This window comes from Streptomyces sp. NPDC042336 (genome assembly GCF_055581985.1).
The window spans coordinates 131637-153827 of record NZ_JBVJEA010000005.1 but is presented as its reverse complement, the minus strand read 5'-3'; the positions used below and the strand labels follow the sequence as shown (position 1 = coordinate 153827).

The 22191-nt window shown below is 71.4% G+C and carries 20 protein-coding genes; 10 read left to right on the top strand and 10 right to left on the bottom strand.

The annotated features are described in order from the left end of the window. Positions 1 to 207: 207 nt before the first annotated feature. From ACZ6IM_RS13530 to ACZ6IM_RS13520, 3 genes are all read left to right on the top strand, one after another. Entirely contained in the window at positions 208 to 1998 is a 1791-nt protein-coding gene (locus ACZ6IM_RS13530) for an outer membrane protein assembly factor BamB family protein (RefSeq protein WP_052843782.1), read from the top strand. Positions 1999 to 2085: 87 nt separating this feature from the next. Then, on the top strand, positions 2086 to 3912 hold the full coding sequence (locus ACZ6IM_RS13525) for an outer membrane protein assembly factor BamB family protein (RefSeq protein ID WP_469556595.1): 1827 nt from the start codon (positions 2086 to 2088) through the stop codon (positions 3910 to 3912). A gap of 186 nt (positions 3913 to 4098) precedes the next feature. Then, positions 4099 to 4773: a helix-turn-helix transcriptional regulator gene (locus tag ACZ6IM_RS13520; RefSeq protein ID WP_052843784.1), complete on the top strand. Its 675-nt coding sequence runs from the start codon at positions 4099 to 4101 to the stop codon at positions 4771 to 4773. A gap of 722 nt (positions 4774 to 5495) precedes the next feature. On the opposite strand, the gene ACZ6IM_RS13515 is transcribed toward ACZ6IM_RS13520, so the two are convergent. Together ACZ6IM_RS13515 and ACZ6IM_RS13510 are read right to left on the bottom strand one after the other, a co-directional pair. After that, positions 5496 to 5804, bottom strand: a complete 309-nt coding sequence (locus ACZ6IM_RS13515; protein WP_052842214.1) for a hypothetical protein — start codon at positions 5802 to 5804, stop codon at positions 5496 to 5498. A gap of 21 nt (positions 5805 to 5825) precedes the next feature. Continuing rightward, positions 5826 to 7514 carry a sodium:solute symporter family protein gene (locus ACZ6IM_RS13510; RefSeq protein ID WP_052842213.1) on the bottom strand — a complete coding sequence of 563 codons (1689 nt, stop codon included), beginning with the start codon at positions 7512 to 7514 and terminating at the stop codon, positions 5826 to 5828. Positions 7515 to 7702: 188 nt separating this feature from the next. On the opposite strand from ACZ6IM_RS13510, the gene galT reads away from it, so the two are divergent. Genes galT through galK form a run of 3 tightly spaced genes read left to right on the top strand, consistent with a single transcriptional unit; the run spans position 7703 to position 10923 of the window. Then, positions 7703 to 8764 (top strand): galactose-1-phosphate uridylyltransferase, encoded by a 1062-nt coding sequence (gene galT / locus ACZ6IM_RS13505; protein ID WP_052842212.1) that lies wholly within the window; start codon positions 7703 to 7705, stop codon positions 8762 to 8764. Further along, complete coding sequence (galE, locus tag ACZ6IM_RS13500) at positions 8761 to 9723, top strand: UDP-glucose 4-epimerase GalE (RefSeq protein WP_052842211.1); 963 nt, start codon at positions 8761 to 8763, stop codon at positions 9721 to 9723. Before galT ends, galE begins: the two co-directional genes overlap by 4 nt. Before the next feature lie 36 nt (positions 9724 to 9759). After that, positions 9760 to 10923 carry a galactokinase gene (gene galK / locus ACZ6IM_RS13495; protein WP_052842210.1) on the top strand — a complete coding sequence of 388 codons (1164 nt, stop codon included), beginning with the start codon at positions 9760 to 9762 and terminating at the stop codon, positions 10921 to 10923. Positions 10924 to 10928: 5 nt separating this feature from the next. On the opposite strand, the gene ACZ6IM_RS13490 is transcribed toward galK, so the two are convergent. Continuing rightward, entirely contained in the window at positions 10929 to 11384 is a 456-nt protein-coding gene (locus ACZ6IM_RS13490; protein ID WP_358742334.1) for a GNAT family N-acetyltransferase, read from the bottom strand. 313 nt (positions 11385 to 11697) lie between these two features. On the opposite strand from ACZ6IM_RS13490, the gene ACZ6IM_RS13485 reads away from it, so the two are divergent. Further along, the gene (locus ACZ6IM_RS13485; RefSeq protein WP_052842208.1) at positions 11698 to 12465 is read left to right on the top strand and encodes a response regulator transcription factor; all 768 of its coding nucleotides are present in this window, start codon (positions 11698 to 11700) and stop codon (positions 12463 to 12465) included. On the opposite strand, the gene tamR is transcribed toward ACZ6IM_RS13485, so the two are convergent. Then, the gene (tamR, locus tag ACZ6IM_RS13480) at positions 12424 to 12921 is read right to left on the bottom strand and encodes a MarR family transcriptional regulator TamR (RefSeq protein ID WP_007450665.1); all 498 of its coding nucleotides are present in this window, start codon (positions 12919 to 12921) and stop codon (positions 12424 to 12426) included. The two genes, ACZ6IM_RS13485 and tamR, sit on opposite strands and share 42 nt — an antisense overlap. Before the next feature lie 119 nt (positions 12922 to 13040). On the opposite strand from tamR, the gene ACZ6IM_RS13475 reads away from it, so the two are divergent. Continuing rightward, the gene (locus ACZ6IM_RS13475; RefSeq protein ID WP_469556590.1) at positions 13041 to 13871 is read left to right on the top strand and encodes a trans-aconitate 2-methyltransferase; all 831 of its coding nucleotides are present in this window, start codon (positions 13041 to 13043) and stop codon (positions 13869 to 13871) included. Continuing rightward, positions 13868 to 14245, top strand: coding sequence for a VOC family protein (locus ACZ6IM_RS13470; protein ID WP_052842206.1), 378 nt, complete (start codon positions 13868 to 13870; stop codon positions 14243 to 14245). Before ACZ6IM_RS13475 ends, ACZ6IM_RS13470 begins: the two co-directional genes overlap by 4 nt. 14 nt (positions 14246 to 14259) lie before the next feature. Here ACZ6IM_RS13470 and ACZ6IM_RS13465 read toward each other — a convergent pair whose 3' ends face one another. The 3 genes from ACZ6IM_RS13465 to ACZ6IM_RS13455 are packed head-to-tail and all read right to left on the bottom strand — an operon-like array spanning position 14260 to position 17140. Next, positions 14260 to 15435, bottom strand: a complete 1176-nt coding sequence (locus tag ACZ6IM_RS13465; protein WP_469556588.1) for a CaiB/BaiF CoA transferase family protein — start codon at positions 15433 to 15435, stop codon at positions 14260 to 14262. A 20-nt stretch (positions 15436 to 15455) separates the two neighbouring features. Then, positions 15456 to 16133: a TetR/AcrR family transcriptional regulator gene (locus tag ACZ6IM_RS13460; protein ID WP_003975684.1), complete on the bottom strand. Its 678-nt coding sequence runs from the start codon at positions 16131 to 16133 to the stop codon at positions 15456 to 15458. Continuing rightward, positions 16130 to 17140, bottom strand: a complete 1011-nt coding sequence (locus ACZ6IM_RS13455) for an acyl-CoA desaturase (RefSeq protein ID WP_052842204.1) — start codon at positions 17138 to 17140, stop codon at positions 16130 to 16132. Before ACZ6IM_RS13455 ends, ACZ6IM_RS13460 begins: the two co-directional genes overlap by 4 nt. A gap of 291 nt (positions 17141 to 17431) precedes the next feature. Here ACZ6IM_RS13455 and ppc point away from each other — a divergent pair, with 291 nt between their 5' ends. After that, positions 17432 to 20167: a phosphoenolpyruvate carboxylase gene (ppc, locus tag ACZ6IM_RS13450; protein ID WP_052842203.1), complete on the top strand. Its 2736-nt coding sequence runs from the start codon at positions 17432 to 17434 to the stop codon at positions 20165 to 20167. 96 nt (positions 20168 to 20263) lie between these two features. Here ppc and ACZ6IM_RS13445 read toward each other — a convergent pair whose 3' ends face one another. The 3 genes from ACZ6IM_RS13445 to ACZ6IM_RS13435 all read right to left on the bottom strand — a co-directional run bounded on the left by ACZ6IM_RS13445 (position 20264) and on the right by ACZ6IM_RS13435 (position 22125). Further along, positions 20264 to 20788, bottom strand: coding sequence for a hypothetical protein (locus tag ACZ6IM_RS13445; RefSeq protein ID WP_469556585.1), 525 nt, complete (start codon positions 20786 to 20788; stop codon positions 20264 to 20266). Positions 20789 to 20840: 52 nt separating this feature from the next. Next, entirely contained in the window at positions 20841 to 21443 is a 603-nt protein-coding gene (gene pth, locus ACZ6IM_RS13440; protein WP_052842202.1) for an aminoacyl-tRNA hydrolase, read from the bottom strand. Between the two features lie 91 nt (positions 21444 to 21534). Continuing rightward, positions 21535 to 22125 (bottom strand): 50S ribosomal protein L25/general stress protein Ctc, encoded by a 591-nt coding sequence (locus ACZ6IM_RS13435; protein ID WP_052842201.1) that lies wholly within the window; start codon positions 22123 to 22125, stop codon positions 21535 to 21537. Between the last annotated feature and the right edge of the window lie 66 nt (positions 22126 to 22191).

Here is a 22191-nt window from a genome sequence, read left to right as displayed (position 1 = left end):
TAACAGAGGCATCACGGGCCGGTCCTCCCTTGGGAACAGGGGCGGACGCGGCCCGGTGGGCGGTTGGGCGCGGGTGATAGAAAGGCCGTCCGAGGACTGTCCCAGGCGGTCCGAGGCCTGTCGAACGATCGCCGTAGACGACTCCGGGGCCAGCGCGTGACCCGGGGCGTGGCTAAAAATCAGTGAGTAATAAGGGGGAACGCGCTGATGAGCCAGCCGCCGAATCAGCCGCCGCAGCCGGGTGGCTTCGGAGCACCGCAGGACCCACCGCCGGGAGGCTTCGGGGCGCCGACCCCGCCGCCCCCACAGGGCCCGCCGCCCGGTCCGCCGCCGCAGCAGCCGGGCTACGGCTACCCGCAGCAGCCCGGTCAGCCGGGCCAGCCCGCCCAGCCGGGGCCGTACGCGCAGCCCGGACCGTACAACTCCGGCCCCTACGCCCAGCCGCAGCAGCCGGGTCCGTACGGTCAGCAGCCCGGCTACGGCTACCCGCAGCAGCAGTACCCCGGCGCCCCCGGGGTCCCCGGTACGCCGCCGCCCGGCGGTCCCGGCTCGCGCAATCCCTTCAAGGGCAAGCCCGCCCTCGCCATCGGCGCCGCCGCCCTGGCCCTGCTCGTCATCGGCGGCAGCGTGTGGGCGGTCACCGCGAGCGGCGGTGACGACGAGAAGGACAAGAAGCCCGTCGTCGCCAAGACCGACGACCCCAAGCCCTCCGGCTCCAAGGGCGGCGCCCCGGTCAACCCCGGTGACGGCAGCGGCGACGGCGGCGAGGACCCCGAGGACCTCAACGAGGGCCGCCAGGCCGGCGAGGCCAAGGTGCTCTGGTACAAGGAGGCGCCCGACGCCCCCGGCTCCGGCGCCGACGCCGACGGCATGTGGATCACCGGCAAGGCCGCGGTGAAGGCGGCGTACAAGCAGGTCTTCGCCTACAACGTCGGTGACGGCAAGCCCGCCTGGGACCCGATCGCCTTCCCGGAGAAGATCTGCTCGGTCACCCCCGAGAAGACGGCCGACGACAAGATCGTCGTCGCCTACATGAGCGGTTCCAGCGACCGCGCCAAGTGCAACAAGCTCCAGGAGATCGACCTCGCCACCGGCGACAAGGGCTGGTCCGAGGAGGTCGCCGACGGTGACCTGTTCGACTCCACGCTCTCCGTCGAACTCTCGCTCAGCGGCGACATCCTGATGGTCGGCCGCTCCCAGTCCGGCACCGCCTACGACGTCCGCAGCGGCAAGAAGCTGTACGAGAAGAAGAAGTACGGCGACGCCTGCTTCCCCGCGGGATTCGCGGGCAGCACGAACAAGCTCGTCCAGGTCGCCTCCTGCGGCGCGGGCGGCAACAACGCGCACGACGAGCTCCAGGGGCTCGACCCGAAGACCGGCAAGGTCCTGTGGACCTACAAGTACGAGAAGGACTGGCGGATCGCCCGCGCCTACTCCGTCGACCCGCTGGTCGTCTACGCCACCAACGAGGACAAGAAGGTCTGGAACATCTCCAGCTTCACCTCCGGCGGCAAGGTCCAGGAACAGGTCGGCGTCGACGAGGACTTCGCCCCCGAGTGCGGCTGGGCCATCCTCGAACGCGACCTCCAGGGCTGCACCGGAGTGGCGGTCGCCGCGGGCACGCTCTACCTGCCGACCGAGGCGACCAGTGGCGCCAACGAGATCGTCGCGATCAACCTCACCACCGGCAAGGAGAAGTGGCGCACCAAGTCCCCCGCGGACGAGTCGATGATGCCGATGAAGGTCGAGGGCGACCAGCTCATCGCGTACGTCCAGCCGTCCTACGACGCGGGCGGGCAGGTCGTGTCCATCCCGACCGGCGGCAGCAGCCACAAGCCGGCCAAGCTGCTGCAGAACCCGCAGGGCGTCGCGGACATCGAGAACAGCTTCTACTCCAAGGACATCGACTGGGTCGACGGGCGGTTCTTCATCTCCAGCACCCGCCTGACCGGGAACGACGAGTCGAAGGAGAAGTTGATGCTCGCCTTCGGCAAGTGACCTCTTCTCGCTCTTCCACGTTTCCTCCGTCGCCGCCGCGCGGCTCGTTCCTTCCCCGTCGTCCCCGCTCTCCGAGGTGCTCACGTCATGACCCAGCCGCCGCCCCCGCCGCCCAACCAGCCCCCGCAGGGGGGCGGTTTCGGGCCGCCGCCGAACCAGCCGTCGCAGCAGCCGCCCACGCCGCCGCAGGCGCCCGCGGCTCCGCCCACTCCGCCGGCGGGGCCGCCGCAGCAGCAGCCCGGGTACGGGTATCCCCAGACGCCGCCGCAGCCCCAGCCCGGGTACGGGTACCCGGGGCAGCCCGGCCAGCCCGGTCAGCCCGGTCAGCCCGGGGCGTACGGGCAGCCGACGCCGCCCTACGGGCAGCCCGGTCAGCCCGGTTACGGGTATCAGCAGCCGGCCACCATGCCCATGCAGCCGCAGGCCCCGGGGGCGGGCGGCGGCCGGAAGATCAACGCCCAGGTCGCGATCATCGTGTCCGCCGTCGTCGCGATCGCGCTGATCATCGGCGGCGGGGTCTGGTACGCCGGTTCCTCCGACGACGGGGGCAAGGACGACACGGCCGGCACCAGTGGGGGCCAGGGCGGCAAGGGCGGTGACGGCGGTACGGACCAGAAGGGCGGCGACGGCGGCAAGTCCTCCGGCGCGCAGGAGAAGGCGCCCGCCGACCCGGCCGCCAAGGTGCTCTTCCAGGTCCCGATGCCCGCGGTGAGCAAGGAGGACAGCAGCGTCGTCGTCTCCGGTTCGTGGCTCACCGACAAGGTGTACGCCAAGAGCGGCGTCGCCGAGGTCGTCGGGTACGACCCCGACAAGGGCAGCAAGAAGTGGACCATCAAGCTGGACGGTCCCGTCTGCGCGACCACCCGGCACGTCACCGACGACAACAAGACGGTGATCGTCCACCAGCCCGCCATGCCGACCAAGGCGGAGCCCTCGCACGGCTGCACCCAGGTCGCGGTGCTCGACCTGGACGCCGGGAAGAAGGTGTGGACCAAGACCGCCGGTGACGAGCCGATCTCCTTCGACAACGTCACGATCAGCGGGAACACCGTCGCCGCGGGCAGCACCGACGGCGGCGTCGCCTTCGACCTCGCCAAGGGCGACATCCTGTGGTCCCCGAAGACCACCGACACCTGCTACGACGCGGGCTACGGCGGCGGCGAGAAGCTGGTCGCGGTGCGCAAGTGCGGCTCGTACGACGCCCGCCAGCTGAACATCCAGACCATCGACCCGAAGAGCGGGAAGGTGCTCTCCGAGTACAAGATGGCCAAGGGCATCGAGTACGCGGGCGTCGTCTCGACGGACCCGCTGGTCGTGGCCGCCGATGTCGGTGACTCCGCCGGTGACGGCAGCGGCATCTCGGACTTCTTCTCCATCGACAACAAGACCGGCAAGCTGCTCACCCGCATCTCCGCGCCGGGCGACCAGTTCGCGGCCCGCTGCGACAGCATCACCAAGACGGAGAGCTGCAACGGGCTGGCGGCCGGCAACGGCAAGCTCTACATCGCGACCGAGGAGCACGAGGGCAGCGGCGAGTCGTACAGCCGGGCCAACGAGGTCGTTGCCTTCGACCTGGCCACCGGCAAGCAGACCGGCCAGCGCGCGGACTCGGGCGACGACTACACGATCACCCCGCTGCGCATGGACGGCGGCAACGTGATCGCCTACAAGCGCCCGCCGTACGACAAGGGCGGCCAGGTCGTGAGCATCGACGGCGCGACGTTCAAGCAGACGACGCTGCTGGAGAACCCGGCGACGGAGGCGGTGCGGGACGTGGAGTCCAGCATGTCGCCGGACTACTCCGAACTGCTCTACTCGCAGGGGCACCTGTACATGTCGCAGGTGTACGCGAGCGAGCCGAGCAGTGCGGACGAGAAGGAGTACCTGGCGATCGGGTTCGGCACCAGCGGCTGAACGGTCCGGACCCCGGCCCCGGCCCCGGCCCCGTCCCTGCTCCCGCAGGGGCGGGGCTGCGCATTTGAGGGGTGGTTGTCGCCGGTAGGGGCAGCGCCCGGACGGACTAGCGTGTAGCTTCCGGGGCATGCCGGGCGCATGCCGGGGGCATGGGTGCCGGGGACTGGGTGACTGGGGGGTTGCTCCATGGGAGTACGGCTCATGGTGGTCGACGATCACCGATTGCTCGCCGAGGCGCTGGCCTCGGCACTGAAGCTGCGGGGGCACCGGGTGCTGGCCGCGGCGGCGCCGGCCGCGGGGGCGGCGGAGCTGGTGATCAGCCGGGCGCCGGAGGTGTGTCTGCTGGGGACGGCGACACCGGCCGAGCCGGGGATCTTCGACCCGGTGGTGCGGATCAAGCGGGAGCGGCCGCAGGTGGCGGTGCTGGTGCTGGGGCCGGTGCCGAGCCCTCGCGGCATCGCGGCGGCGTTCGCGGCGGGGGCGTCGGGGTACGTCCGGCACGACGAGCGGATAGAGGGTGTCGAGCGGGCGATCATGAAGGCGCGGGCGGGGGAGGCGGCGGTGGCGCCCGCGTTGTTGCAGGGGGCCTTCGGGGAGCTGCTGAATCCGGCGGCGCAGCCCGACGACGAGGGGCAGCGGCTGTTGCAGATGCTCACGCCTCGGGAGGTGGAGGTGCTGGTGCGGGTCGCGGACGGGGAGGACACGCGGCTGATCGCGGCGGGGATGGGGATCGCGCCGTCGACGGCGCGTACGCATGTCCAGCGGGTTCTGATGAAGCTGGGCGTGGGGTCGCGGCTGGAGGCCGCGGCGCTGGCGGCGCGGACGGGGTTGCTGGACCGGGCGGGGGCCTCCGGCGGTTGAGTCGGGTGCCTGCGGCGCCTGTGCGGGTTCGGTGGGGGTGCGCGGTGCGGGGTGCCTGCGGCGCCTGTGCGGGTTCGGTGGGGGTGCGCGGTGCGGGGTGCCTGCGGCGCCTGTGCGGGTTCGGTGGGGGTGCGCGGTGCGGGGTGCCTGCGGCGCCTGTGCGGGTTCGGTGGGCGTGCGCGGTGCGGGGTGCCTGCGGCGCCTGTGCGGGTTCGGTGGGGGTTCGCGGTGCGCGGTGGGTTCGGTGGGTGGGTCGGGGCCGCGCCGGGGGGTGTCCGTCCTCGGAACGGCGCGGAATCGGTCACTTGAAGAGGCTCGGGGCGTTGACGCGCCAACCGCTGCGGGCGGACACCCCCCGACACGGCCCCTTCTCGCCGTACGCGACTGCGGCCCGCCGGCGCCCGCGCTGCCCCGGCCCGCCGTACGCGGCTGCGGCTCGCCGGCGCCGCGCTGTCCCGGCCCGCCGTACGCGGCTGCGGTTCGCCGACGCCGCGCTGTCCCGGCCCGCCGTACGCGGCTCTCCCGCCGCGTCGCCGCGCCGCCCCGGCTGCGGGCCGTCGTCCGTCGCCCTCGCTGCGGGCAGTCGTGCCGCTGGGGCGATGGGGGAGGGTGGGCGCAGCGGCACCCCGTGAGCGCCGGGCCGCGCGACCCGCCCCCGCGCCCACATCCGCGCCGGGCGACCGGGTGACGCCGGACCACTGCCCGGCGTCAGGAGTGCGCGGTCACTTCTTCCCGGCCTCCTCCACCGGAGGTGTCGGCGGGGCCGTCGGCCGCAGCTTCAGCCAGGCCAGGAAGAAGATGCCCAGGACCAGCATCCCCAGCCCGGTCCACAGGTTGATGTTCACCCCCTGCGCCTTGTCGATGTCGTCGTCGGACGCCACGATTCCTGCGATCGTCACGATGACGCCGTAGATCACGAACAGCCCGCCGATGATCCGCCGGATGTCGAAGAGCCGTGCGGCGGTGACGGACTTGGTCTCCAGCTCGGAGACCTCGTCCTGGACGTTCTTGTCGGAGTAGGAATCAGACATGCTCTCTCAATCCTCCCGCGATCAGAACGAGAACGGGATGTAGCAGGCTGCGGCCAGGACGACCGCCCCCCAGCCCAGCAGCGCCGGCTTGCGGTACCACGCGTCGTCGCCCTTGGCGGGCGGTTCCGCCATGCCGGGGGACGTCGTGCCGTAGACCAGGCCCTGGAGATCGGCGGTGGGCTTCGGCGCGGTGAACAGGGACACCGCGACCATGACCACCGCGCCGGCGACGAAGCCCGCGATCGCGGAGACGAAGTTGGCGCCCTGGTCGGAGGGGATGTCGATGATGCCCTGCTTGTAGATGACGAAGTAGTTCACCATCGCGGCGGTCGTGCCCGCGATCAGGCCCCAGAAGCCCGACTTCATCGACGCGCGCTTCCAGAACATGCCGATGATGAAGACCACGAACATCGGCACGTTGAAGAAGGAGAAGAGCGTCTGGAGGTAGCTCATGATGTTGGAGAACGAGGAGGCCAGGAACGCCGTGCCGATGGAGGCCAGCACGCCGATCACCGTGATCAGGCGGCCGAAGCGGACGTAGTAGCCGTCCTCGCGGTCCTTCACCACGTACTTCTGCCAGATGTCGGTGGTGAAGACGGTGTTGAAGGAGGAGATGTTGGCCGCCATGCCGGCCATGAAGGCGGCCAGCAGACCGGTCACCGCGATGCCCAGGACGCCGTTGGGCAGCAGCTGCTGCATCAGGTACGGGATCGCGTCGTTGTACTGGAGGTCCGAGCCGGGGGTGCCGATCTTCGGGACCAGGACCGCGGCGACCAGGCCCGGGATCATGACGACGAAGACGATGAAGATCTTCGGGAAGGCGGCGATCAGCGGGGTGCGCTGGGCCGCGGAGAGGTTCTTCGCCGACAGGGCGCGCTGCACCTCGGCGAAGTTCGTCGTCCAGTAGCCGAAGGAGAGGACGAAGCCGAGGCCCAGGACGATGGTCAGCCAGTTGGCGCCCAGGGGGTTCTCGCTGCCGATGCCCGTGCCGCCCCACGCCGTCATGAAGTCGGAGCCGTGGGACTTGGAGAGGGAGTCGGACAGGCCGTCCCAGCCGCCGACCTTCTTCAGGCCCAGGATGGTGATCGGGATGAGGCCGGCCAGGATCACGAAGAACTGGAGGACCTCGTTGTAGATGGCCGAGGAGAGGCCGCCCAGGGTGATGTACGCCAGGACGAAGAAGCCGGCCACCACGATGGCCACCCACTCCGGCCAGCCGAGGAGCGCCTCGACGACGATCGCGAGGGCGTAGAGGTTCACGCCGGCGATCAGGATGGCCGCCACGGCGAACAGTGCCGAACTGAGCAGGTGGGAGGCCTTGTCGAAGCGGAGGAGGAGGAACTCCGGGACCGAGCGGACCTTCGAGCCGTAGTAGAACGGCATCATCACCAGGCCGAGGAAGACCATCGCCGGGATGGCGCCGATCCAGTACCAGTGGGTCGTGTAGACGCCGTACTGGGCGCTGTTGGCCGCCATGCCGAGGATCTCGGTGGCACCCAGGTTGGCCGCGACGAAGGCGAGGCCGGTGACCCAGGCGGGCAGTGAACGGCCGGACAGGAAGAAGTCCAGGCTGGTCTTGACCGAGCGGCGGGCGGCGAAGCCGATGCCCAGCACGACCACGAAGTAGATCCCGAGGATCGTGTAGTCGAGCCAGTTGGTGGGGAGTCGAAGCTCGGCGGCTAGATATGTGGAGCTCGTGGGGGTTTGCATTAAGCACTCGCTTCGTTCGCGAACTGATCCGCAGCGGAACCTACGCCTCCGCGTTCAGTAATTGAACACTTCTGGTGATGAACTTTGTTTGATTGTGATGTAGGACGAGGATGGTGGGTTGTGATGTGTTATGTTTGATTGTGTTGGATGATTGGTGACTTCATGGGTGGGTGCAGAGGAGTGCGGCAGTGAAGAAGACCTCGACCCGGCTGGCCGACGGCCGTGAGCTGGTCTACTACGACCTGCGCGACGACACCGTGCGCGACGCCGTGGACCGCCGTCCGCTGGAGCGGACCGTCACCACCTCCGAGGTCCGCCGTGACCCGCTGCTCGGAGACTCGGTCGCCGTCGCCTCGCACCGTCAGGGGCGCACCTACCATCCGCCGGCCGACCAGTGCCCGCTGTGCCCGTCGGACGGGGAGCGGCTGAGCGAGATCCCGGACTCGGCCTATGACGTGGTGGTCTTCGAGAACCGATTTCCTTCGCTGGCCGGCGACTCCGGCCGCTGCGAGGTCGTCTGCTTCACCTCCGACCACGACGCCTCCTTCGCCGACCTGAGCGAGGAGCAGGCCCGGCTCGTGCTCGACGCCTGGACGGACCGCACCTCCGAGCTGTCCCATCTGCCCTCCGTTGAACAGGTGTTCTGCTTCGAGAACCGGGGCGCCGAGATCGGGGTGACGCTGGGTCACCCGCACGGGCAGATCTACGCCTACCCGTTCACCACCCCCCGCACCGCCCTGATGCTCCGTTCACTCGCCGCCCACAAGGACGCGACGGGCGGGGAGAACCTGTTCGACGCCGTGCTGGAGGAGGAGCTGTCCGGCGAGCGGGTCGTCCTGGAGAGTGAGCAGTGGGTGGCCTTCGTGCCGTACGCGGCGCACTGGCCGTACGAGGTGCACCTCTACCCGAAGCGGCGGGTGCCCGATCTGCTCGGTCTCGACGAGGCGGCGCGCGCCGAGTTCCCCAAGGTCTACCTGGAACTTTTGAGGCGCTTCGACCGGATCTTCGGCGAGGGTGAGCCGCCGACGCCCTACATCGCGGCCTGGCACCAGGCCCCGTTCGGACACCTGGACGAGTTCGAGGGCGTGACGCGGGACGACTTCGCGCTGCACCTGGAGCTTTTCACCATTCGCCGTACGTCCGGCAAGCTGAAGTTCCTCGCGGGCTCCGAGTCCGGCATGAACGTGTTCATCAACGACGTGCCCCCGGAGCGCGCGGCCGAGCGACTGCGAGAGGTAGCGAGTTCATGAGCGGGAAGTACCTGGTGACAGGTGGTGCCGGATACGTCGGCAGCGTCGTCGCCCAGCATTTGGTGGAGGCGGGGCACGAGGTCGTCGTGCTCGACAATCTGTCGACCGGCTTCCGTGAGGGTGTGCCGGCGGGGGCCTCGTTCGTCGAGGGTGACATCCGCGACGCCGCCAAGTGGCTGGACGCCTCGTTCGACGGCGTGCTGCACTTCGCCGCCTTCTCCCAGGTCGGTGAGTCGGTCGTGAAGCCCGAGAAGTACTGGGACAACAACGTCGGCGGGACCATGGCCCTGCTGGAGGCCATGCGGGGCGCGGGCGTGCGGCGCCTCGTCTTCTCCTCCACGGCCGCCACCTACGGCGAGCCCGAGCAGGTGCCGATCGTCGAGTCCGCGCCGACCAGGCCCACGAACCCTTACGGTGCCTCGAAGCTGGCCGTCGACCACATGATCACCGGCGAGGCGGCGGCCCACGGCCTCGGCGCGGTCTCGCTGCGGTACTTCAACGTCGCGGGCGCGTACGGGGAGTACGGCGAGCGCCACGACCCCGAGTCGCACCTGATCCCGCTGGTCCTCCAGGTGGCGCAGGGCCGCCGTGAGGCGATCTCCGTCTTCGGCGACGACTACCCGACGCCGGACGGCACCTGTGTGCGCGACTACATCCACGTCGCCGACCTGGCCGAGGCCCATCTGCTGGCCGTGGCCGCCGCCACCCCGGGCGAGCACCTCATCTGCAACCTGGGCAACGGCAACGGCTTCTCCGTCCGCGAGGTCGTCGAGACGGTCCGCCGGGTGACGGGCCACCCGATCCCCGAGGTGGTGGCCCCGCGCCGGGGCGGCGACCCGGCGGTCCTGGTGGCGTCGGCGGACACCGCCCGGGAGAAACTGGGCTGGAACCCGTCCCGCGCGGACCTCGCGGGGATCGTGTCGGACGCGTGGGAGTTCGCGCAGCGGCGCGCGGGCTAGTACTTACCGCAGTTACGAAGGGCGAGGGGTCAGGGCATGGGCGAGGCTGTCGCGGGGACCGTCGGCGAGCGGTTCCGGGAGCTGTACGGGGCGGAGCCGGAGGGGGTGTGGGCGGCGCCGGGGAGGGTGAACCTCATCGGCGAGCACACCGACTACAACGACGGCTTCGTGATGCCGTTCGCCCTGCCGCACCAGGCCGTCGCGGCCGTCTCCCGGCGCGAGGACGGCGTCCTGCGGCTGCACTCGGCCGACATCGACGCCGACCCGGTCGAACTGCGCGTCGCCGACCTGGCACCCGGGTCGGACAAGTCCTGGACCGCGTACCCCTCGGGCGTCGTCTGGGCGCTGCGCGAGGCGGGCCACGAGCTGACCGGCGCCGACGTCCACCTGGCCTCGACGGTCCCCTCGGGCGCGGGGCTCTCCTCCTCGGCGGCCCTGGAGGTCGTCGTCGCGCTCGCGCTGAACGACCTGTACTCCCTCGGCCTGCGCGGCTGGCAGCTGGCCCGGCTGTGCCAGCGCGCGGAGAACGTCTACGTCGGCGCCCCGGTCGGCATCATGGACCAGACGGCGTCGGCCTGCTGCGAGGCGGGCCACGCCCTGTTCCTCGACACCCGGGACCTGTCCCAGCGCCAGATCCCCTTCGACCTGGCCGCCGAGGGGATGCGGCTGCTGGTCGTCGACACCCGGGTCAAGCACTCCCACAGCGAGGGTGAGTACGGCAAGCGCCGCGCCGGCTGCGAGAAGGGTGCCGCGCTGCTGGGCGTCGACGCGCTGCGCGACGTGCCCTACGCCGAGCTGGACGCGGCGCTGGAGCGGCTGGGCGACGAGGAGGAGGTGCGCCGCCTGGTCCGGCACGTGGTGACCGAGGACGAGCGGGTCGAGCGAGTGGTCTCGCTGCTGGAGTCCGGCGACACCCGGGCCATCGGACCCGTCCTCGTCGAGGGCCACGCCTCGCTGCGCGACGACTTCCGCATCTCCTGCCCCGAGCTGGACCTGGTCGTCGACACCGCCCTCGCCTCCGGCGCCCTCGGCGCCCGGATGACCGGCGGCGGCTTCGGCGGCTCGGCGATCGTCCTGGTGGAGGCCGCCGACGTGGACACCGTCACCAAGGCGGTCGAGGACGCCTTCGCCGCGGCGGGCCTCAAGACCCCGCGGGTGTTCGAGGCGGTGCCCTCGGCGGGGGCGCGGCGCCTGGTCTGAGCCGGTCAGCCGAGCCGCTTCACCAGCGTGTACTCCGTGATCCCCGGCGGGTAGTCGGGGATCACGCACATGACGTCGTAGCCGCGCTTCGTGTAGAAGCCGGGGGCCTGGAAGTCCCAGGTCTCCACGCGGGCGGCGGCGCAGCCGCGTTCGGTGCGGGCGGTGCGTTCCGCCTCGTCGAGGAGGGCGGAGCCGAGGCCCGCGCCCCGGTGGCCGCCGTCCACCCACAGGTAGGTGACGTGGAGCCAGGTCGCCCAGGTGTGGCCGACCAGCCCGCCCGCCAGCCCGCCGGCCCGGTCCAGCACCCAGACGTGCAACGGGAATTCGCGTTCGTGAGGGGTCCCGCGCAGGGAACGCAGGACGGAGGAGGCCGCTGTGTTCGTCTCCCGCAGGCGGGTGCGCAGCAGATCGCGCCGTTCCTTGTCGACTTCTGTCACAAGACGAAACATGCGGCTCACCATAAACGTGCCGTGGAGTCAGTTCTGCAAATAGCCTTCCGCTCCCGGCGCCCGTCCGTACTCTGATGAGCAGCACCGGTGGGGGCCGGTGCCGTTCAGGGGGCGAGACGGCCGGGTACGACGCCCGGGGCGCGGGTAGCGATGACCGCACGGCGGCGGCCGTCCGGCCGAGGCCACCCGTCCCGGAGTACCGAGCACAACAGCACACAGCTGGATGCGGGGCCCTGGGCGTCGTACCCGTGCAGGTGCCGTCATCCGAGGACGGACAGACGATGGGTATCCCCTGCTCCTCGCGGAGCTCGGGGGAGGGGGTTTCGTGGTTCGTATCCGAGTCCTGGTCGTCGACGACCATCGCATCTTCGCCGAGTCGCTCGCGGCCGCCCTGGCCGCCGAGCCCGACGTCGACGTCTCCGCGGCCGGCAGCGGTCCCGCCGCACTGCGCTGCCTGGAGCGGGCCGCCTCCGAGGGGCGGCGGTTCGACGTGCTGCTCGTCGACGCCGACCTGGGCGGCCACGTGCCCGGCGCCCGGCCCGCCGTGCCCGTGCGGGACGGCAACGAGGACGGGCTGGTGGACGGGATCTCGCTGGTCGCCGGGGTGCGGTCGGGGCAGCCGGGCGTACGGATCGTCGTCCTCGCTGAGAAGGACGACCCCCGCCGGGCGGCCCTCGCCCTGGGGGCCGGCGCCTCGGGATGGGTGGCCAAGGACTGCTCCCTGTCCCGGCTGCTCAGCGTGATCCGGGGCGTGCTGCGCGACGAGACGCACCTGCCGCCCGTCCTGCTCACCGGCGTCCTGCGCGAGCTGACCGCGGCCCGCAAGCACCGCACCGAGAGCGAGGTGCTGGTGGAGTCGCTGACCCCGCGCGAGCGCGAGGTGCTGCGGTGCATGGTCGCCGGGCTCGGCCGCAAGGCGGTCGCGGAGCGGCTGTACCTGTCCCCGCACACGGTGCGCACCCACATGCAGAACGTGCTGGGCAAGCTGGGCGTCCACTCCACGCTGGCCGCCGTCGCACTGGCGCGCAGGGCCGGGGTGGGACCGGCCGATCTAACCGGGGATGTTGTCGAACGGGGCGGTCAGCTGGCGTAGCAGGGCCGCCAGCTCGCTGCGCTGGGCGCGGGACAGCTCGCCCAGGATGGCGCGCTCCTGGGCCAGCAGGCCCGCCAGCGACTGGTCGGCGCGGTCCCGGCCCTCGTCGGTGAGCCGGACCAGGACGCCGCGCCGGTCGCTGGGATCGGGCAGGCGCTCCACCAGGCCCTTCTTCGCCAGCCGGTCGATCCGGTTGGTCATCGTGCCCGACGTGACCAGGGTCTGGGTGAGGAGCTGTCCCGGGGAGAGCTGGTACGGGGTGCCCGCGCGGCGCAGCGCCGTCAGCACGTCGAACTCCCACGGCTCCAGCTGATGTTCGGAGAAGGCCAGCCGGCGGGCGCGGTCCAGGTGCCGGGCCAGTCTGCTGACGCGGCTCAGCACCTCGAGCGGTTCCACGTCGAGGTCCGGGCGCTCCCGGCGCCACGCTGCGACCAGCCGATCGACCTCGTCCTCCATGACGATCAGTGTAGTGGTTGTGTCGACGTGAAGTCTCTTGAAGTCAACTGTCTTGACGTCGAGATACTTCGCGGGCGACGCTGGGTACCCGTCCCGCACGGACACCCTCTGGAGGCTCCATGCCCGCCACCGCCCCCACCTGGGACCCCGCCCAGTACCTGCGCCACGCGGGCCACCGCGCCCGCCCCTTCACCGACCTCCTCGCCCGGATCCCCGACCTCCCCGCGGACCGGCCCCGCATCGCCGACCTCGGCTGCGGCCCCGGCAACGTCACCGTCCTGCTCGCCGACCGCTGGCCCACCGCACGCGTCACCGGCTACGACAACTCGCCCCGGATGCTCGAACGCGCCCGGCGGTACGCCGGCCCCACCCCCGGGGGCGGACACCTCGACTTCGCCCCCGCCGACGCCCGCACCTGGACCCCTCAGGAGCCGCACGACCTCCTCGTCAGCAACGCCACCCTCCAGTGGGTCCCCGGCCACGCCGACCGCTTCCCCGACTGGATCGACCGCCTCGCCCCCGGCGGCACCCTCGCCCTCCAGGTGCCCGGCAACTTCGACGCCCCCAGCCACCGCCTGATGCGCGAGCTGGCCGAGTCCCGGCGCTGGCGGGACCGCCTCACCGGCGTGCTGCGCCACGACGACGCCGTCCTCACCCCCGAGGGCTACCTGGCCCGGCTGACCGCCGCCGGCTGCACCGCCGACGTGTGGGAGACGACGTACGTCCACCTGCTGCCCGGTGAGGACGCCGTCCTCGACTGGGTGAAGGGAACGGGACTGCGGCCCGTCCTGGACGCCCTCGACGACGATCCGGCGGCCCGCGACGCGTTCGTCGAGGAGTACCGGGCCGTCCTGCGCGCCGCCTACCCCGCCGAGGCGCACGGCACCCCGTTCCCCTTCCGCCGCGTCTTCGCCGTCGCCCACAAGCCCGCGGGGACGGCGGGCCGGTGATCACCGGCCTCGACCACGTGCAGCTCGCCGCGCCGCCCGGCGCCGAGCAGGCACTGCGCGCCTTCTACACCGGCGTCCTCGGCATGGCCGAGATCCCCAAGCCGCCGGCGCTCGCCGCCCGCGGCGGCTGCTGGTTCCAGGCCGGCACCGTCCAGCTCCACCTGGGCGTCGAGACGAGCGGCTTCCGGCCTGCCCGCAAGGCCCACCCCGGGCTGCGGGTCACCGGGATCGACGCGTACGCCGCCCGGCTGGCGGCCCACGGCACGCCCGTCACCTGGGACGACGGACTGCCCGGCCACCGGCGTTTCCACTGCGCCGATCCGGTCGGCAACCGCCTGGAGTTCCTGGAACCGGACGGACCCGCCCGCCGGTGACCACCCGGCCGGGCTCACACCACACCGTCCGCGGCGAGCGCGTCGATGTCCTCCTCCGACAGGCCGAGGCCGCCGAGTACGGCGCGGGTGTGCTCGCCCAGCGCCGGGACCGCCTCCATGCGCGGCGCCCGACCGGTCGGTCCAGGCGGCGCCAGCGCCGGGACGGGACCGGCCGGGGTGGGCACCTCGTGCAGGCGCCCGCGCGCGGCCAGCTGGGGGTGGTCCCACACCTCGGTGAGCGTGTTCACCCGGGCGTTGGCCACCGGCACCGCGTCGAGCAGCCCGATCGCCTCGGTACTGGTCAGCTCCGCGAACCGGGCCGCGATCACCGCGCCCAGCTCCTGCCGGTGCGCGTCGCGGTCCGCGTTGGTGGCGTAGCGCGGGTGCTCGGCCAGCTCCGGACGGCCCAGGAAGCCCGCACAGAAACCGTGCCACTCGCGCTCGTTCTGCACCGCCGTCATCACGACCTTCCCGTCGCCCGCCGTGAACGGGCCGTACGGATAGATCGTCGCGTGCGCGGCGCCCGCCCGGGGAGGCGGTGGCGCGCCGTCGAAGGAGTAGTACAGCGGAAAGCCCAGCCACTCCACGGTGGCCTCCAGCATCGACACGTCCAGATGCGCACCCCGTCCCGTACGGCCCCGTTCGAGCAGCGCGGCCAGGATCGAGCTGTACGCGTACATCCCGGCGGCGATGTCCGACACCGGGACCCCCGCCTTGGCCATGTCGTCCGGCGTGCCCGTGACCGACAGCAGCCCCGCCTCGGACTGCACCAGCAGGTCGTACGCCTTGCGGTCGGCGTAGGGGCCCGGTGCGCCGTAGCCGGAGATGTCGCACACGATCAGCCCCGGATGCGCCGCCCGCAGCTCCCGCGCGCCCAGTCCGGCGCGGGCCGCGGCGCCCGGCGCCAGGTTCTGCAGGAAGACGTCCGCGTCCGCGACCAGCCGGCGCAGCAGCTCCAGGCCTCGCGGATCCTTGAAGTCCAGGGTGAGGGACTCCTTGTTGCGGTTGACCCACACGAAGTGCGAACTCAGACCCCGCACCCGGGAGTCGTAGGCCCGGGCGAAGTCCCCCGTCCCCGGGCGCTCCACCTTGATCACCCGCGCGCCGAGGTCGGCGAGCTGACGGCTGGCGTAGGGAGCGGCGATCGCCTGCTCCAGCGAGACGACGGTGACGCCGCGCAGTGGCTGCATGTGTTCTGCCCTCGCGACCGCTAGCTCTTGCGGTGCCCTATCAGCCGCGGCTTCGGCTCCAGACCGTCCAGGCCGTGCCACGCCAGGTTCACCAGGTGCGCCGCCACCTCGGCCTTCTTCGGTCGGCGCACGTCCAGCCACCACTGGCCGGTCAGCGCCACCATGCCCACCAGCGCCTGGGCGTACAGCGGGGCCAGCTTGGCGTCGAAGCCGCGGTTCTTGAACTCGCGGCCCAGGATGTCCTCCACCTGGGTGGCGATGTCCGAGATGAGGGAGGCGAACGTGCCGGTCGACTGCGGGATGGGGGAGTCGCGGACCAGGATGCGGAAGCCGTCCGTGTACTCCTCGATGTAGTCCAGGAGCGCGAAGGCGGCCTGCTCGCACAGCTCACGCGGGTGGCCGGCCGTCAGGGAGCCGGTCACCATGTCGAGCAGCCGCCGCATCTCGCGGTCCACGACCACCGCGTACAGGCCCTCCTTGCCGCCGAAGTGCTCGTACACCACCGGCTTGGACACCCCGGCCTTCGCCGCGATCTCCTCCACCGAGGTGCCCTCGAAGCCCTTCGCCGCGAAGAGGGTGCGGCCGATCTCCAGCAGCTGCTGGCGGCGCTCGGCACCGGTCATCCGGGTGCGACGCGCTCGCCGCGGCTTCTCGTTGCTTGGGGTGCTGCTGGAGTCGGTCGCCACGGCGTCAATCATGCCGCCTTCGCCGTCTCCTTCCGGCGGCGGGCGCCGTCCTGGTCCGTGTTGCGGCGTGAATCGATACGCGAGCGTGACGGCCAGCGCACGTCGTACGCCCACCCGAACTGCTCGAACCAGCGGATCAGCCGGGCCGAGGAGTCCAGCTGGCCGCGCATCACCCCGTGCCGCGCCGAGGTCGGGTCCGCGTGGTGCAGGTTGTGCCAGGACTCACCGCAGGACAGGATCGCCAGCCACCACACGTTGCCCGAGCGGTCCCGGGACTTGAAGGGGCGCTTGCCCACGGCGTGGCAGATCGAGTTGATCGACCAGGTCACGTGGTGCAGCAACGCCACCCGCACGAGTGAACCCCAGAAGAACCCGGTGAACGCACCCCACCAGGACATCGTGACCAGCCCGCCGATCAGCGCGGGCAGCGCCAGGGACACCACGGTCCACAGGACGAACTGGCGGGAGACCGCACGCAGTGCGGGGTCCTTGATCAGGTCCGGCGCGTACTTGTCCTGCGGCGTCTGCTCCTCGTCGAACATCCAGGCGATGTGGGCCCACCACAGGCCCTTGATCAGGGCGGGCACCGTCTCGCCGTACCGCCACGGGGAGTGCGGGTCGCCCTCGTCGTCGGAGAACTTGTGGTGCTTGCGGTGGTCGGCCACCCAGCGGACCAGCGGCCCCTCGACCGCCATCGAGCCCGCGATCGCCAGCGCGATCTTCAACGGCCGTTTCGCCTTGAAGGAGCCATGGGTGAAGTGTCGGTGGAACCCGATGGTGATGCCGTGGCAGCCCAGGAAGTAGAAGAAGACCAGCAGCCCCAGGTCCAGCCAGCTCACGCCCCAGCCCCACGCCAGTGGCACCGCCGCCACCAGCGCGAGGAACGGAACGGTGATGAACATCAGCAGCGTGATCTGCTCGATGGACCGCTTCTGCTCACCGCCCAGCGTGGCGGACGCCGCGTCGGTGGGGTCGGTCGGCTGCGGAGCGTCTGGGATCACATCGGAACTCGTGGTCATGCGCGTCCCCTGTGGGGTCGAGGGTGGGGTCCGGTGCCGGGCTCCGGAACCTGCGCGGTCTTCCTACGGTTCCGTAACCTACGGCGACGTAAGTATGGCAGTGCGTGGCCGCGCGGCAAGAGCCCCAGAGCCTGCGCGTCCTGGCCGACACCTATCCTGGGAGTCGGTCGGACAGCGCGGTCCGCTCTGATTACTTCCCGGACGTCCGGCCCGGTAAGCGGCGCCCGCCGCGCGAGACGGCCGTCCGGGTTCCCTCCCAGACGAGCTTCAACACTGCAAGGAGCCGCACCTGTGAGCAGTGCCGACGACCAGACCACCACGACGACCAGCAGCGAACTGCGCGCCGACATCCGCCGACTGGGTGATCTCCTCGGGGAGACCCTGGTCCGGCAGGAGGGCCCCGAGCTGCTGGAACTCGTCGAGAAGGTACGCCGACTCACCCGCGAGGACGGCGAGGCCGCCGCCGAACTGCTGCGCGGCACCGAACTGGAGACCGCCGCCAAGCTGGTCCGCGCCTTCTCCACCTACTTCCACCTCGCCAACGTCACCGAGCAGGTCCACCGCGGCCGCGAACTGGGCGCCAAGCGCGCCGCCGAGGGCGGACTGCTCGCCCGCACGGCCGACCGGCTCAAGGACGCCGACCCCGAGCACCTGCGCGAGACGGTCCGCAACCTCAACGTGCGCCCCGTGTTCACCGCGCACCCCACCGAGGCCGCCCGCCGCTCCGTCCTCAACAAGCTCCGCCGTATCGCGGCCCTCCTGGACACCCCGGTCAACGAGTCCGACCGGCGCCGCCTCGACACCCGGCTCGCCGAGAACATCGACCTGGTCTGGCAGACCGACGAGCTGCGCGTCGTCCGTCCCGAGCCCGCCGACGAGGCCCGCAACGCCATCTACTACCTCGACGAGCTGCACCTGGGCGCCGTCGGCGACGTCCTCGAAGACCTCACCGCGGAACTGGAGCGCGCCGGCGTCAAGCTCCCCGACGACACCCGCCCCCTCACCTTCGGTACCTGGATCGGCGGCGACCGCGACGGCAACCCCAACGTCACCCCCCAGGTGACCTGGGACATCCTCATCCTCCAGCACGAACACGGCATCAACGACGCCCTGGAGATGATCGACGAGCTGCGCGGCTTCCTGTCCAACTCGATCCGGTACGCGGGCGCGACGGAGGAACTGCTGACCTCGCTCCAGGCCGACCTGGAGCGGCTTCCCGAGATCAGCCCCCGCTACAAGCGCCTCAACGCCGAGGAGCCCTACCGGCTCAAGGCCACCTGCATCCGCCAGAAGCTGGAGAACACCAAGCAGCGCCTGGCCAGGGGCACCGCCCATGAGGACGGCCGCGACTACCTGGGCACCGCCGAACTCATCGACGACCTGCGCATCGTCCAGGCCTCCCTGCGCGAACACCGCGGCAGCCTCTTCGCCGACGGCCGCCTCGCCCGCACCATCCGCACCCTGGCCGCCTTCGGCCTCCAGCTCGCCACCATGGACGTCCGCGAGCACGCCGACGCCCACCACCACGCCCTCGGCCAGCTCTTCGACCGGCTCGGCGAGGAGTCCTGGCGCTACGCCGACATGCCCCGCGAGTACCGCACCAAGCTCCTCGCGAAGGAGCTGCGCTCCCGCAGGCCCCTGGCCCCCAGCCCGGCCCCCGTCGACGCGCCCGGCGAGAAGACCCTCGGCGTCTTCCAGACCGTCCGCCGCGCCCTGGAGGTCTTCGGCCCCGAGGTCATCGAGTCGTACATCATCTCCATGTGCCAGGGCGCCGACGACGTCTTCGCCGCGGCCGTCCTGGCCCGCGAGGCCGGACTGATCGACCTGCACGCCGGCTGGGCGAAGATCGGCATCGTGCCGCTCCTGGAGACCACCGACGAGCTGAAGGCCGCCGACACCATCCTGGAGGACCTGCTCGCCGACCCCTCCTACCGGCGACTGGTCGCCCTGCGCGGCGACGTCCAGGAGGTCATGCTCGGCTACTCCGACTCCTCCAAGTTCGGCGGCATCACCACCAGCCAGTGGGAGATCCACCGCGCCCAGCGCCGGCTGCGCGACGTCGCCCACCGCTACGGCGTCCGGCTGCGCCTCTTCCACGGCCGCGGCGGCACCGTCGGCCGCGGCGGCGGCCCCACCCACGACGCGATCCTCGCCCAGCCCTGGGGCACACTGGAGGGCGAGATCAAGGTGACCGAGCAGGGCGAGGTCATCTCCGACAAGTACCTCATCCCGGCCCTGGCCAGGGAGAACCTGGAGCTGACCGTCGCGGCCACCCTCCAGGCGTCCGCCCTGCACACCGCGCCGCGCCAGTCCGACGAGGCCCTGGCCCGCTGGGACGCCGCGATGGACGTCGTCTCCGAGGCCGCCCACCAGGCCTACCGGCACCTGGTCGAGGACCCCGACCTGCCGACGTATTTCCTGGCCTCCACGCCGGTCGACCAGCTCGCCGACCTGCACCTCGGCTCACGGCCGTCCCGCCGCCCCGGCTCGGGCGTCTCGCTCGACGGACTGCGCGCCATCCCGTGGGTCTTCGGCTGGACCCAGTCCCGGCAGATCGTCCCCGGCTGGTACGGCGTCGGCTCCGGCCTCAAGGCCCTGCGCGAGGCCGGCCTGGACACCGTGCTCGACGAGATGCACGAGCAGTGGCACTTCTTCCGCAACTTCATCTCCAACGTCGAGATGACCCTCGCCAAGACCGACCTGCGCATCGCCCAGCACTACGTCGACACCCTCGTGCCGGACGAGCTCAAGCACGTCTTCGACACCATCAAGGCCGAACACGAGCTGACCGTCCGCGAGGTCCTGCGCGTCACCGGCGAGACGGAACTCCTCGACGCCGACCCGGTCCTCAAGCAGACCTTCGCCATCCGCGACGCCTACCTCGACCCGATCTCCTACCTCCAGGTCGCCCTCCTCGGCCGCCAGCGCGAGGCCGCCGCCGCGGGCCAGGACCCCGACCCGCTGCTCGCCCGGGCCCTCCTCCTCACGGTCAACGGCGTCGCCGCGGGCCTTCGCAACACGGGCTGACCCGGCCTTCGGGGACCCTGGCGCCCCGCACGTGACACACCGGTGCCCCCGGGTTCGTACAGAGCCCGGGGGCACCTCACGTCGTACGCGACGACCTCACACCGCGAAGAACGCCGCCGTCAGCAGCACGACCCCCGCCCCCGCCATCCCCCACGCCACCCGCGGCCGCCGCAGCCCGCCCGCCACGACCACCGACGCCAACAGCAGCGCCCCGCCCAACGGCACCCACGCGTACAGCACACCCGCCGGCCCCGACCGCACCACCTCGTCACCGCCGGGCTTCACCACCACCGCGTACGTCCGCCCCTTCGCCACGGCCACCGAGTCCTCGATGACAACCCGCTCCCGCGCCTGCGACCCCGCCGACACCGGCGAGTAGGGCCCGCTGCACGTCCCTGCGCCGCACCGCGTCACCTCGACCGTGCCCTGCTCCCGCCCCTTGGTCAGCAGCACGTGCTGCGCCGTACCCCACGACGCCCACACACCCGCGATCAGGATCAGCACGGCGACCGTACCCATCGCCGCGACCCGGCCGAACCGCAGCAGGGCGGCGGACGCCGAGGACGCGGGGGAGGCCTGACGGGCACGAGCGGCGGCGGAGGCAGGCATGGCCGGGATCATTGGCCATGCCTGCGCGCCCGGTCAACTCACCCGCGCACCATCGCCGGACAAGTCAGGAGTTGTACGTGCTCTGCGCCCGCTCCAGCCCCTCGATCACCAGAGCCTCCACCGCGTCCGCCGCCCGGTCGACGAAGTAGTCCAGCTCCTTGCGCTCCGTCGACGAGAAGTCCCGCAGCACGAAGTCCGCCACCGGCATCCGCCCCGGCGGCCGCCCGATCCCGAACCGCACCCGGTGGTAGTCGGGGCCCAGCGACTTCGTGATCGACTTCAGGCCGTTGTGCCCGTTGTCCCCGCCACCCAGCTTCAGCCGCAGCACGCCGTAGTCGATGTCCAACTCGTCGTGCACCGCCACGATGTTGCCGACCGGAACCTTGTAGAAGTCCCGCAGCGCCGTCACCGGACCGCCCGACACGTTCATGAACGACATCGGCTTCGCGAGGATCACCCGCCGGCCCGCCGGCCCCGGCGGACCGATCCGCCCCTCGACCACCTGCGCCTGCGCCTTGCCGTGCCGCTTGAACCGCGCCCCGATCCGCTCCGCCAGCAGGTCCGCCACCATGAAGCCGACGTTGTGCCGGTTCGCGGCGTACTCGGGGCCCGGATTGCCGAGGCCGGCCACCAGCCACGGAGCGCCCGCGTCCGTCGTCACGTCCATCCCTCCTCACCGCCCGTCCGTCCACACATACACGTCGGCCGCTGCCCCGCACGGGAACAGCGGCCGACCACACGATGACCGTGCGAGAGGATCAGGCCTCGGCGGCCTCTTCGCCCTCACCCTCGGCGGAGGGCTCCTCGGCCTGCGCGGCCAGGACCTGGAGGACGACCGTGTCCCCGTCGACGTCCAGCTTGGTGCCGGACGGGAGCGCGATGTCCTTCGCGAGGATGGAGGCACCGGCCTCCAGGCCCTCGACGGAGACCGTGACGGACTCGGGGATGTGCGTGGCCTCGGCCTCGACCGGCAGCGCGTCCAGGACGTACTCCAGCAGGTAGCCGCCCGGGGCCAGCTCGCCCTCGGCCTGCACCGGGATCTCGACCGACACGGTCTCGCCGCGCTTCACCAGCTGCAGGTCGACGTGCTCGAGGAAGCCCTTGATGGGGTCGCGCTGCACGGACTTGGGGATCGCCAGCTCGTTCGTCTTGCCGTCGATGTCCAGCGCGATCAGCACGTTGGACGTACGCAGCGCCAGCAGCAGCTCGTGACCCGGCAGGGTCAGGTGCAGCGGGTCGGAACCGTGGCCGTACAGAACACCGGGAACCTTGTTGTCACGACGGATACGACGCGCGGCACCCTTGCCGAACTCGGTACGCGTCACGGCGGTGAGCTTCACCTCGGACATGATCACTCCTCGTGTAAGTCAGGAACGGACGTGGTCACCCGGCCACGAACGGCCTGCTACGAAGAG